Here is an 11,888-nt window from a genome sequence, read left to right on the forward strand (position 1 = left end):
GCCTGACGAATTATCACTACAGTGACTGTTCTGTGAGCGGCTTCATAAAAGCGTCTGGCAACGCGCTGATGAAAGGAAAAAACGGGCGGGATTTATGCCCGTTTGCAACAAAACGCTTACAAACGGGCAGCGGGGATCACAGAGAGCGGCTCTCCAGTAAGTCTGACAGCGCGGTATCGCTTTTCAATTGCTGCCAGGCGGCCTCAACGTTACCGGGAATATCCACGTGCACGATAAAATCGCGGCCACAGGGACCATAGCCATTAACATCGTCCCGCAGACGCGGCAACTCTCCGGTAATGAGCGAAAGATAGCGATCCACTGACCATAGCCCTTCGGCCGTCGGCGCAAAGTCCACGCCGTCGCCCTGTTGGACCAGCTCAGGAACGAATCCCGGGAAACTCAACCAGCGCGGCGCATGCGGCTCATCGCGGGTTACGCGCTGAAACGTGGCCATCGTGCGGCGTTGCATGGTCGGATCCTGCACCACAATGACGGTATGCATGCTTGCTGTCGCCTGGCTCAGTAACGCACAGCTAAATCGGGCATTCTCACCGCAGTTTGTTGACTGGTCTTCCACCCAAATCTTCTCCCCCGGAATGTGCCAGAACTGGTGAGCGATATCGGCAAGGATCGCCGCTTCCGCACGTCCGGTGGTTCGAATGATATTGTAGCGAGGATGTCGGGCAATCGCGTCATACAGAAAGCGCGTGGAATGGCCGATGCCCCCACTAATCAATAAGGGAACCTGTTGGTCTTTCGCGATCCGGCAGGCGGCATCGATGGTCGGGATCACCGCGTTCCCCGCCAGAATTACGCAATCTGACTGAACCGTGATGTCCCCCGTAAAATCGCTCTGCGCCAGCCATTGCCCTACAGTATTGATCGCCGCCAGCGTGGTCGCGGAGAGCGTCGGAAACTGACTCATATTCATGACTCCTGGTGTTTATTCTTTACCGGGTACAGAGGCCGGATGGCGGTTACGCCTTGTCCGGCCGGTGGTTCAGCGCGGCGTTATCCCGTGATCTGATCCATCGCCTGCAGAATACGTTTATCTGAAATAGGGTACGGCGTACCAAGCTGCTGGGCAAAGTAGCTGACGCGCAGCTCTTCTATCATCCAGCGGATCTCTTTGACGTCGTCATCTTCACGGCGCGCAGGCGGTAGTTTATTGAACCATTGCTGCCAGGCCTGCTGCACACTATCCACTTTCAGCATCTGTGCACGGTCACGGTGCGGATCGATGGCCAGTTTTTCCAGACGCTTTTCAATAGCCTGCAAATAACGCAACGTATCGCCCAGGCGTTTGAAACCATTACCAGTGACAAATCCGCGGTACACCAGCCCGCTCATTTGCGCTTTGATATCTGAAAGCCCTAACGCCATGGTCATATCCACACGCCCTTTCAGACGCTTATTGATATTAAACACCGCGGTGAGGATCTGTTCGACCTGCTTCGCGATATCCACCACCGTATCGTTCAGTTCAGCCCGTACCTTCTCATGCAACGCCGCAAAGCCCTCTTCCGTCCACACGGGACCACCATGGGCGTCGATCAACCGATCCACACCGCAGGAGATACAGTCGTCAATCAACTCCAACACTTTGCCATACGGGTTAAAATACAGCCCCAGCTTGGCTTTGTTAGGCAACTTCTCGTGTAAATATTTGATCGGTGAAGGAATGTTCAACAGCAACAGGCGGCGTAAGCCGCACCACATAGCCTGTTGCTGCTCCAGCGGATTATCAAACAATTTGATGGCGACGCTGTCACGCTCATCGACCAGCGCTGGCCACGCTTTTACCTTATAGTTACCGCGTTTTTGCTCGTAACTTTCCGGAAGCTGTCCGAAGCTCCAGATATGCAATCCGCTCTGTTCGATACCGTCATCCGCCACCGCGGACAGCGTTTCCTGAACCTTACCCTTCAAGGCGTCTTTCAGATCCTGTAGCGAACGCCCTTCCTGTAGCTTCTTGTTCTTGTCATCCACCACCCGGAAGGTGATTTTTAGGTGATCGGGTACCTGATCCCAATGCCAGTCATCGCGGTCAACGGTAACGCCGGTCATCCGTCGCAGTTCACGTTCCAGCGCGTCCAGCAGCGGCAGTTCCAGCGGCGTCACGCGGCCTAAAAATGCCTCAGCATAGTTCGGAGCAGGAACAAAGTTACGTCGTACCGGTTTCGGCAACGACTTAATCAGGGCGATCACCAGCTCGCGGCGCAGGCCAGGAATCTGCCATTCAAAACCGCTCTCTTCGATCTGATTGAGCAGTGGGAGCGGAATATGCACGGTCACACCGTCCGCATCGGCTCCCGGTTCGAACTGGTAGCTCAAACGCAGTTTGAGATTGCCCTGATGCCAGAAGTTCGGATAATCCAGCTTACTGATTTTTTCCGCGCCCTCTTTGATAAGCATGCTCTTTTCAAAGTTGAGCAGGTCCGGGGTCTCGCGGGAAACTTTCTTCCACCAGCTATCAAAGTGGCGAGCAGAAATCACATCATGGCTAATACGCTGGTCGTAAAACTCAAACAGCGTTTCATCATCAACCAGGATGTCGCGACGGCGCGATTTATGTTCTAACTCTTCCACCTCCGCCCGCAGCTTCAGGTTGTCACGGAAGAAAGCATGGCGCGTTTGCCAGTCTCCCTCCACCAGCGCATGACGAATGAACAGTTCACGTGACAGCGCCGGATCGATCTGGCTGTAGTTCACCTTACGGGCAGCAACAATCGGTAAGCCGTAGACGGTGACCTTTTCTGTCGCCATGACCGCGCCCTGCGCGCGTTCCCAGTGCGGTTCGCTGTATGAACGTTTGATCAGATGCTGCGCAACGGGCTCCACCCACTCGGGATCGATACGCGCGGCAATACGTCCCCACAGGCGGCTGGTTTCCACCAGCTCCGCCACCATCGTCCATTTCGGCGGTTTTTTGAACAAACCGGAACCCGGGAAGATTGAGAAACGGGCGTTACGCGCACCGGTAAATTCCTGCTTATCGGCATCTTTCATCCCAATATGGGACAGTAAACCGGTCAACAATGCGACGTGGATCTCCCGATATTCAGCGGGTTCGCTGTTGACCGGAATGCCCAACTCTTTTACCACCTGGCGCAGTTGTGTGTAGATATCCTGCCATTCACGTACGCGCAGATAATTAAGAAAGTCGACTTTACACTGACGGCGGAACTGGTTTGACGACAACGCTTTTTGCTGCTCGCCGAGGTAATTCCATAAGTTCACAAACGCCAGGAAATCAGACTCTTTGTCATGGAAGCGGCGATGCTTCTCGTCGGAAGCTTGCTGCTTGTCCATTGGACGCTCGCGCGGATCCTGAATGGACAGCGCCGAGGTGATGATCATCGCCTCACGCACACAGCCATGTTTTTGCGCTTCCAGCACCATACGCGCCAGACGCGGATCCACCGGCAGTTGCGACAGCTGGCGGCCCAACGGCGTTAATTTGTAAGCGGTTGCCTGTTCATCGGTGGTTATCGCACCCAGCTCTTCGAGCAGGCGCACCCCGTCCTGAATATTGCGTTTATCCGGCGCTTCAACAAACGGGAACGCCGCGATATCCCCCAGCCCCAGCGCGGTCATCTGCAAAATAACGGACGCCAGGTTGGTACGCAGGATCTCCGGATCGGTAAACTCCGGACGCGACAGGAAATCGTCCTCAGAATACAGACGAATACAGATCCCTTCCGAAACGCGACCGCATCGGCCTTTACGCTGGTTGGCAGAGGCCTGCGACACCGGTTCAATCGGCAAACGCTGGACTTTCGTGCGATAGCTGTAGCGACTGATACGCGCGGTGCCAGGATCAATGACATACTTGATACCCGGTACGGTCAGCGAGGTTTCCGCCACGTTGGTGGCCAGCACAATACGACGACCGCTGTGCGAATGGAACACACGGTTCTGCTCGCTATTGGAGAGACGTGCATACAGTGGCAGCACTTCGGTGTGACGCAAATCCAGCTTATTCAGGGCATCAGCGGTATCGCGGATTTCGCGCTCGCCGCTCATGAAGATCAGTATGTCGCCCTGACTTTCACGGCCTAACTCATCTACGGCATCAAAAATTGCCTGCAACTGGTCACGCTCGGTGTCATCTGCGTCTTCAACAATCGGGCGATAGCGAACTTCCACCGGATAGGTGCGACCAGAGACTTCGATAATCGGCGCATTGTTGAAATGCTTAGAAAAGCGTTCCGGGTCAATGGTCGCCGAAGTGATGATAATTTTTAGATCCGGACGACGCGGCAGGAGTTCTTTCAGGTAGCCAAGCAGAAAATCAATATTCAGGCTGCGTTCATGCGCTTCATCGATGATGATGGTGTCGTACTGCATTAGCAGCCGATCCTGCTGGATTTCCGCCAGCAGGATACCGTCCGTCATCAGCTTAACCATGGTGTTGTCACTAACATGATCGCTAAAACGGACCTTATAGCCGATACAGCCGCCCGGCTCGGTTTGCAGCTCTTCCGCAATACGATTCGCCACGGTACGCGCCGCCAGACGACGCGGCTGAGTATGGCCGATCAGCCCTTTCACCCCGCGCCCTAGCTCCATACAGATTTTCGGCAACTGGGTGGTTTTACCTGAACCGGTCTCACCAGCCACAATCACCACCTGATGGTCGCGAATGGCTTCCAGAATATCCTGTTTTTTCTGGCTGACAGGCAGGTTTTCCGGATAGCTGATGACCGGACGCGCCGCTTCACGCAGCACAACTTTACCGGCTGCCTGGTCGATCTCATTTGCCATTTCCTGGTAAATGGCCTGTTGTGCATCAGGATTTTTAACCTTCTTCACGCCGTGCAAACGGCGGGTAAAACGCTGTCTGTCACGCAGCATCAGCGAGTCCAGCTGTTGCTGCAACATGTTGAAGGTTAATTTTGGTTGTTCTGTCATAGCGTTAAAAGGCAGCGATCTGCCGGGTTAAATCTCTTTTAGATGATAGATATAGAGTACCACATCGGGGCTTTTCATGTGTTGTTCAATAATTTCGAACATAGGATTCGATATATTGCGCTATCACTGCGACAGGATTGTGAATAAAGTGTCAACAAGCAACGGGGCACTACCCCTTCAAACACATAAAAGGAAACACCCATGAGCAAAGTATTAGTTCTTAAATCCAGTATTCTGGCAGGGTACTCTCAGTCTGGTCAGTTGTCTGATTATTTTGTTGAACAGTGGCGTGAAAAGCACTCTGCTGATGAAATCACCGTCCGCGACCTCGCTGCAAACCCGGTTCCGGTACTGGATGGCGAACTGGTGGGTGCGCTGCGCCCAAGCGATGCGCCACTGACGCCGCGTCAGCAAGAAGCGCTGGCGCTGTCTGACGAATTGATCGCTGAACTGAAAGCGCATGATGTGATTGTTATCGCCGCGCCAATGTATAACTTTAACATTCCGACGCAGTTGAAAAACTACTTTGACCTGATTGCCCGTGCCGGCGTGACCTTCCGCTACACCGAGAAAGGTCCGGAAGGTCTGGTGACCGGTAAACGCGCAGTGGTGCTGACCAGCCGTGGTGGTATTCATAAAGATACGCCGACTGACCTGATCACACCGTATCTGAACGTGTTCCTGGGCTTTATCGGTATCACCGACGTGAACGTGGTCTTTGCTGAAGGTATCGCTTACGGCCCGGAAGTGGCATCTAAAGCCCAGTCCGATGCGAAAGCCGCTATCGACAGCGTGGTTGCTGCCTGATAATTCACCCTCTCACCATCCGGTGGGAGGGATTCTCGGTACTTACTTCTTTGCCCGCACATGTACCTGCTTGCCGTGAATGCGATTAATATCACGCCAGATGGTGGCATACTCCCTGCACTTCGCCAGATTTTCTTCCCAGCAATGAAGTAAAAATTGTTCCGGCTCCGCGACATCCCGGCTTAATAGCTTGAATACCCAACGATTCCAGACATACCATTTGAGAAGCCACATGATTTCACTCCACGACGCGACCGGTGTTGAACTATATCAACATCCGTTTGATGCCGTGTGGCAACTATTGCGATGTCGATGAATAATCCGGAAGGATCCTCCACTTGTAATACCATTCCCCCAGTGGCGTTCAGAAATGATTATTCTTTCCTCAACCACTTACCATTAATACCTTGCACGTACTCCCCCGGTTTAGCGCGAGCGACTAACTTTTGTCCGGCCATTTTTGCCACTTCCTCTGGCGGAATATTATTGCTCTCAGCCAGTTGCTGATAACTGGCGCTTCGCGCCTTATTAATCTCACTCACCAGCGCCTGCGTTTCAGCATCGGTTTGTAATGCCACCAGATAACCATTGAGTGTTTCCCCCACTCGCCCCTGAGTTCTGGCTTCATTCAGGGTCAACGCCCATGCATTGCTGGTGATAAAACTCAGCGCCACCAGGATCGCTGCAAGCTGTTTTTTCATCATTACCTCAGAACAGATCGCTGCGCGATTTCAATAAGCTCTCGACGTCTTTATCAACTTTGATATGAATCTCATGTTCGATTTTGACGTTCATATTAATCGTGATCGGCTCTTTTGGCGCAGCCACTTCGATTCTCGGGGTACAACCTACCACCAGAGATGAAGCCAGCAACCCCAGCATGGCGGCTATCGTTTTCATTGTTGTTCCTCACATTCCTTGCCTTCCAGGCAATGGGTTTCCGGCAGCGTTGCATTTTGCTCAAGCCATGCCTGTAAATTGTCGCCAAAACGCAAACTGCGCCATAGCGTAAAGACGTTTTCTTCGTGGGTGTAATTCAAATTAACCGTCCCCACTTTGCCATCTACCCGGCTATTGCCAGTAACGGTTGCCTGCATCGTTAAGACACCCAGGTTATCCAGGTTTATTTTCGTCCAGGAATGGGTTATTTCCATATAGCGCAGCCAGTTAATTGCCGCGCCAGCCGCCATATTATCTTTAACGACGGCATCCGCCGTGTCTTTATCAATACGCAGCGTCATCGGACCTGGGTTGGTTAACCAGCCGTCTTTGATGATCCACTTTTCGTTATCCAACCATAATGGCAACGCGCCGCTGACCGGACCCGACATAGCGAACTGCTTGGGGTTAACCGCGCTAATAAGCTCGCTGGAGGAGATATTCTGCACCCGTAATAAGGCCGGGTCGTGCTGTGGCATCCGCAGTTGCCGCATGATGACTTTGCCTCCCAGCAGTTCGGCGCTGACATCGCTCAGCAATAACGGATTGCCTTCACTCCAGGGGTACGCTCCCTGTAGATCGGCAGTAATATTTTTCGCCGTCACCTGATTCACGATTTCCGCAATACGCAGTGAAACAGGCCCACGCGTACCCAACTGCCATGCGCCTTCGCTAAACCGAAACGGTAAGATAAAATCGACGCCATTAATTTGGTTATCAGGCATCCAGGCGCTACCGCCTTTTAATACCCCATGACCGCCCGCTTCAAAGCCCTGTTCCGGCGCGGCCGAGAATGCGACCTGCGCATAGAGATCACCTTCACGCAGTTTCATTTTCCAGTCAGGCGGGAGCAGCGGCTGGAACACGGTGAGTGATTGTTTTGGCCACCAGGCCTGTCCGCGCAGACGGATCCCGTCCCAACGGCCATTTAGCTGTACGGGGCCAATCGCACCCGCGTGAAGCTGGCCCTTGAACTGGAAAATCGTCGGGTCGCTGCCTTCCACGCTGAACTTTAGCGTTGAGGGAGGTAAGACGCTTCCGCCGGTGAAGACGGTTTTTCCTGCGTCCAGTGACAGTGCGCCGCTAAACGTCGGTTTGGTCGCGTCCCGTACCCATACGATCGGTTCGTCCATTACCAGGCGTGGGTTTTCCACCGTCATGGTGCCGTATTGCAAGTGGTCAAATCCGGTGGAGAGATCAAAGAGCTTCAGCGTGTTGTCATGCCACTCTCCCTTACCCGCCACGTCCCAGCGGGCATGCATCGGCGTAAAGCTGCCTTCGCCCCAGTAGCGCCATTGCCAACGACCAGCATCAGGAAGAAAATTATTTGCCAGACCATCCAGGTGCAGTTCAAAGCCACCCATCTGGTTTTCATGCGCACGCAAAATAGCCTGTAGACGACCATCCACACCGCGTTGTGTTACCTTTACGCCCGCCAGCGGCCAACGAATCTCGTCAATATCCAGCGAATCAATTACCCGCCCCCGCGAACGCAACAGCGCCCCTGGCTCAAACGCCAGTTGCGGATCGTTCAGGCTACCGGTGAGTTTGGCGGGTAATTTCGCGTAGAAGATCAGATCGCCCTGTTTCGCTTCGCCGATTAGCTGTAACGGCATCTCGTTGTTATCGATACCCAGCTTACCCGGCCCCAGCGTTAAAACAGCGTTTCCTTTACCGGCATCGCCTTGCGTCAGAATGTTCAGACGCCCGCTCACCACCGCGTTTTCCAGCCCGGCCTGCCAGTTTTCAACTTTCATGCCCAGCCGTCCGCTTAACGGGAATCCCTGATAAGGCCAGTTCCAGCGACCGTCGCTGATAGTCAGTTGTTGACGGGTTATTTCCCACGGAAGATCGAGCAGCGGATCGGCACTATCGCGCGCCATGACGATCAGTTGTCCGCTGTTTTCTTGCCACTCCAGTTCGGCGTCCACAAGCGTAGGCTCCTGCGGCAAGTTCAGCGTCGCAACGGCATGACCGCTCACCGGTAACCCATCAGGAACCAGCGGCATGGTAAATTCACCGACCAGTTTTACCGGCGGTTGCCCTTCAAATGCAGCGACATCCAGCTCATTTACCGTGAGATTTTGCCCGTGCAGCCGCCCCTGGAATTTAACCTTTTCCCCCTGGTAGCGCAGTTGCTGAGTAGAGGGCGTTAGCGAAAGCGACAGTTTCCCCTGCCATTCCTGCCAGGGAGAGAGAATAAGTTTGTCGATGTTAATCCAGGTATTGGGCAGCATCGATTGCCATTCAGCCAGCGTTTTGGGTGCTACCGGAGACGCTTCTGTCTGCGGTAATTTGGCCAGGCAAGCGGAATCCAGCTCAATTGTCCCGACATTGAGCAACCAGCGGCTGGGATGGGACAGGTCCGCCTGAGTAATGCGCGCCAGCGGGCAATCATCGACCAGATAGCGGAGTTCCGGGATATGCAGCCCATGCCGTGTCAGCCGTGGACTCTCATCCAGCGCGATACGTGTCCCCACAGGTAACCAGACGCCCACCAGGGTCGGGACCCACAGGCCAAGCGTCATCACCAGCGTCAGCGGCACGAGAATCAATAATAAGAGGAGTGCCAGAACGGCTTTATATTTACCCTTCATGGGTAGTTAATATCCTGAATTAGCAAAATTTAAGCCGGTTTAGGCCTGTATTGTGGCATGTTTAACTGCATATTCCCACATTAAGGACAGATAACAGCGCTATGTGGCACGCTGTTACACGTGCCGTCAGGAATGATTCCAACACAGTAGCGCGTGGATTCGGACTCAATGATGGTTCAGTTGTCCATCGCTATGTTTAGGTCCTATCCGACCAGCCTCTATCAGTATTTCTTCTATAAGTTCTTCAAGACACTCCTTGCCATGATGATCACAGACTAAATGCACCTGGCGGGAAATTTCTTCAGGTTTCATTCCATCGCATAAAGCCGCCTTAAGCATTAAGGTGGCCCATCGTTTTGCTTCAGAGTGAGTTAGCATAACTCCTCCCGATATCTGCTACCTGTATAAGCGTAGCTGTCTGGATGTGAATCACCTGGCTTTTTGCCCACACTACCTGCTCAGCGAATGGAAAATATCCAGTTGTTGAAATCGCGTAACCTGCCCACACTAACAAAAGATACGCTTTAAACATTCATTACTTCTATGACTATCAATAACTTTTTAGATTTTGTAAAATAATTTTAATTGGATTAATGTGACGTCAAAATCACTGGAGAAAGTCTTATGAAACTCGCCATCTATAGTACAAAACAGTACGACAAAAAGTATCTGCAGCAGGTTAACGAGGCTTTTGGTTTTGAACTTGAATTTTTTGACTTTCTGTTGACGGAGAAAACAGCTAAAACAGCCCATGGTTGCGAAGCTGTATGCATCTTCGTCAACGACGATGGCAGCCGACCGGTTCTGGAAGAACTGAAAAAGCTGGGTGTGAAATATATCGCCCTGCGCTGCGCCGGGTTCAATAACGTCGATCTCGACGCGGCAAAAGAGCTGGGTCTGCAGGTGGTACGCGTCCCTGCCTATTCGCCTGAAGCCGTCGCTGAGCATGCGATTGGCATGATGATGACCCTGAACCGCCGTATTCATCGCGCGTATCAACGTACCCGTGATGCCAACTTCTCTCTTGAAGGGCTGACCGGCTTTACCATGTATGGCAAAACGGCCGGGGTGATTGGTACCGGTAAAATCGGTATTGCTGCGCTGCGGATCCTGAAAGGTTTTGGTATGCGCCTGCTGGCGTTCGATCCCTACCCAAGCGCCGCTGCTCTGGAATTAGGCGTGGAATATGTCGATCTTAAAACGCTGTTTGCTGAGTCCGACGTTATCTCCCTGCACTGCCCGTTAACGCCGGAAAATTATCATCTGCTCAATCAGGAAGCCTTTGAGCAAATGAAAAACGGCGTGATGATTATTAACACCAGTCGCGGAGCGCTGATCGATTCACAGGCGGCTATCGATGCCCTGAAAAACCAGAAAATTGGTTCTCTGGGTATGGATGTGTATGAAAACGAACGCGATCTGTTCTTTGAAGATAAATCCAATGATGTGATTCAGGATGATGTGTTCCGTCGCCTGTCAGCCTGCCATAACGTGCTGTTTACCGGGCATCAGGCGTTTCTGACCGCCGAAGCGTTGACCAGCATTTCTGAAACGACACTGCAAAATCTGGAACAAATCTCCAAAGGCGAAACCTGTCCAAACGCCCTCTTTTAATCCCTGTGCTCCCCTGATTTAAGGGGGGCATTTTCAGACAATTGCCGATGATAAAACAGTCAGTATCATTATCATATTGAATGTATTCCGGTCATGAAATTAGAGAATGTTAATGAAGAAAGTTGTCACGTTGATTGCCCTCAGCACGCTGATGGCTGGCTGTGTGAGCAGTGGAAACATTTCCGTCAATCGCGACCAGTTACAGCATCACCGTTTCGTTTTGCAGAGCGTGAATGGTAAAACCGTTACCGTCGCTAACAACCCACCCGAATTGAGTTTTGGCGAAAACATGACGGTATCGGGAAAGATGTGTAATCAATTCCACGGTCAGGGCAAGTTGTCCGACGGCGAGTTGAAGGTGAAAGATATGGCGATGACCCGCATGATGTGCGCCGATCCACAGCTTAACGCGCTCGACGGTATCGTCAGCGAAATGTTTAAGCAAGGCGCACAGGTAGATTTGACTGCTGACCAGTTGACACTGGCGACAGCAGAACAAACGCTGACGTATAAACTTGCGGATTTAATGTAATTAACGCGCAGGCTCAATAGCTCCCACAGCTTCCGGCGGCAAGCGACTGCTCACTACAGCGTTTGCCGTTGGGTAGCGCGCACATCCCGATGGCTGAGCCATCCAGCTGACGGGCAACGGAGAGCGAACCACCAATCATGGCGCAATTAGCTTCTCCAGAACTGGACATTGCTGCCTTCATGCCCGGTGCGACATGTGCTGCCGTTGCCTGCTGAACAGGTTCACTGCTACACGCCGATAATAATAACGCGGCACACCCTACCCAAAACGCTGCGCGCATCTTACTCCCCTCTGAAGATTAACCAAACGACACAGCCATAAATAATAGGCAGCAGAGACACCGCCGTCGAGAGGCAAACCACGCATTTATGCGCGCTGTTTACATTTTCTGGCAATTTTTTGGCTGCTCCTTTGATCAAACCATACATTCTCTTTATTCCAGGGACACAAAAGCGAAAATGCGCCTGAATGGCTTTTGCTAA

11 protein-coding genes are annotated in these 11,888 nt (G+C 52.5%); 3 read left to right on the plus strand and 8 right to left on the minus strand.

The window, feature by feature from the left end; all coding sequences use genetic code 11:
• Positions 1–136 precede the first annotated feature (136 nt).
• The gene (locus KQJ18_RS00285; protein WP_185655821.1) at positions 137–934 is read right to left on the minus strand and encodes a YdcF family protein; all 798 of its coding nucleotides are present in this window, start codon (positions 932–934) and stop codon (positions 137–139) included.
• Between the two features lie 80 nt (positions 935–1,014).
• The gene (gene hrpA, locus KQJ18_RS00290) at positions 1,015–4,917 is read right to left on the minus strand and encodes an ATP-dependent RNA helicase HrpA (protein WP_216421202.1); all 3,903 of its coding nucleotides are present in this window, start codon (positions 4,915–4,917) and stop codon (positions 1,015–1,017) included.
• Between the two features lie 201 nt (positions 4,918–5,118).
• Between hrpA and azoR the strand changes: the two genes are divergently transcribed.
• Positions 5,119–5,724, plus strand: a complete 606-nt coding sequence (gene azoR / locus KQJ18_RS00295) for an FMN-dependent NADH-azoreductase (RefSeq protein ID WP_006684422.1) — start codon at positions 5,119–5,121, stop codon at positions 5,722–5,724.
• A 42-nt stretch (positions 5,725–5,766) separates the two neighbouring features.
• Here the strand turns inward: azoR and KQJ18_RS00300 are convergent, their stop codons facing one another.
• From KQJ18_RS00300 to KQJ18_RS00320, 5 genes are all read right to left on the minus strand, one after another.
• Positions 5,767–5,958, minus strand: a complete 192-nt coding sequence (locus KQJ18_RS00300; RefSeq protein WP_042308220.1) for a hypothetical protein — start codon at positions 5,956–5,958, stop codon at positions 5,767–5,769.
• 140 nt (positions 5,959–6,098) lie between these two features.
• Positions 6,099–6,425: a YdbL family protein gene (locus tag KQJ18_RS00305; RefSeq protein WP_038640808.1), complete on the minus strand. Its 327-nt coding sequence runs from the start codon at positions 6,423–6,425 to the stop codon at positions 6,099–6,101.
• Between the two features lie 7 nt (positions 6,426–6,432).
• Complete coding sequence (locus KQJ18_RS00310) at positions 6,433–6,624, minus strand: YnbE family lipoprotein (RefSeq protein ID WP_038640810.1); 192 nt, start codon at positions 6,622–6,624, stop codon at positions 6,433–6,435.
• Positions 6,621–9,260: a YdbH family protein gene (locus KQJ18_RS00315; RefSeq protein ID WP_216421204.1), complete on the minus strand. Its 2,640-nt coding sequence runs from the start codon at positions 9,258–9,260 to the stop codon at positions 6,621–6,623. The genes KQJ18_RS00310 and KQJ18_RS00315 overlap by 4 nt, the downstream gene beginning before the upstream one ends.
• Positions 9,261–9,425: 165 nt before the next feature.
• Positions 9,426–9,638, minus strand: a complete 213-nt coding sequence (locus KQJ18_RS00320; protein ID WP_074458538.1) for a hypothetical protein — start codon at positions 9,636–9,638, stop codon at positions 9,426–9,428.
• A gap of 246 nt (positions 9,639–9,884) precedes the next feature.
• On the opposite strand from KQJ18_RS00320, the gene KQJ18_RS00325 reads away from it, so the two are divergent.
• Together KQJ18_RS00325 and hslJ are read left to right on the plus strand one after the other, a co-directional pair.
• Complete coding sequence (locus KQJ18_RS00325) at positions 9,885–10,874, plus strand: 2-hydroxyacid dehydrogenase (RefSeq protein ID WP_038640813.1); 990 nt, start codon at positions 9,885–9,887, stop codon at positions 10,872–10,874.
• 112 nt (positions 10,875–10,986) lie between these two features.
• Positions 10,987–11,406, plus strand: coding sequence for a heat shock protein HslJ (hslJ, locus tag KQJ18_RS00330; RefSeq protein WP_137351439.1), 420 nt, complete (start codon positions 10,987–10,989; stop codon positions 11,404–11,406).
• Between the two features lie 13 nt (positions 11,407–11,419).
• Here the strand turns inward: hslJ and KQJ18_RS00335 are convergent, their stop codons facing one another.
• On the minus strand, positions 11,420–11,686 hold the full coding sequence (locus tag KQJ18_RS00335; RefSeq protein ID WP_003833199.1) for a DUF333 domain-containing protein: 267 nt from the start codon (positions 11,684–11,686) through the stop codon (positions 11,420–11,422).
• Positions 11,687–11,888: the final 202 nt, after the last annotated feature.

The organism is Citrobacter sp. S55_ASV_140, assembly GCF_018919505.1.
GTDB classification, from domain to species: Bacteria; Pseudomonadota; Gammaproteobacteria; order Enterobacterales; family Enterobacteriaceae; genus Citrobacter; species Citrobacter werkmanii.

Coding starts and splice junctions, on each gene's coding strand:
- KQJ18_RS00285 (WP_185655821.1), bottom strand. CDS start 934: ATGAATATGAGTCAGTTTCCGACGCTCTCCGCGACCACGCTGGCGGCG.
- hrpA (WP_216421202.1), bottom strand. CDS start 4,917: ATGACAGAACAACCAAAATTAACCTTCAACATGTTGCAGCAACAGCTG.
- azoR (WP_006684422.1), top strand. CDS start 5,119: ATGAGCAAAGTATTAGTTCTTAAATCCAGTATTCTGGCAGGGTACTCT.
- KQJ18_RS00300 (WP_042308220.1), bottom strand. CDS start 5,958: ATGTGGCTTCTCAAATGGTATGTCTGGAATCGTTGGGTATTCAAGCTA.
- KQJ18_RS00305 (WP_038640808.1), bottom strand. CDS start 6,425: ATGAAAAAACAGCTTGCAGCGATCCTGGTGGCGCTGAGTTTTATCACC.
- KQJ18_RS00310 (WP_038640810.1), bottom strand. CDS start 6,624: ATGAAAACGATAGCCGCCATGCTGGGGTTGCTGGCTTCATCTCTGGTG.
- KQJ18_RS00315 (WP_216421204.1), bottom strand. CDS start 9,260: ATGAAGGGTAAATATAAAGCCGTTCTGGCACTCCTCTTATTATTGATT.
- KQJ18_RS00320 (WP_074458538.1), bottom strand. CDS start 9,638: ATGCTAACTCACTCTGAAGCAAAACGATGGGCCACCTTAATGCTTAAG.
- KQJ18_RS00325 (WP_038640813.1), top strand. CDS start 9,885: ATGAAACTCGCCATCTATAGTACAAAACAGTACGACAAAAAGTATCTG.
- hslJ (WP_137351439.1), top strand. CDS start 10,987: ATGAAGAAAGTTGTCACGTTGATTGCCCTCAGCACGCTGATGGCTGGC.
- KQJ18_RS00335 (WP_003833199.1), bottom strand. CDS start 11,686: ATGCGCGCAGCGTTTTGGGTAGGGTGTGCCGCGTTATTATTATCGGCG.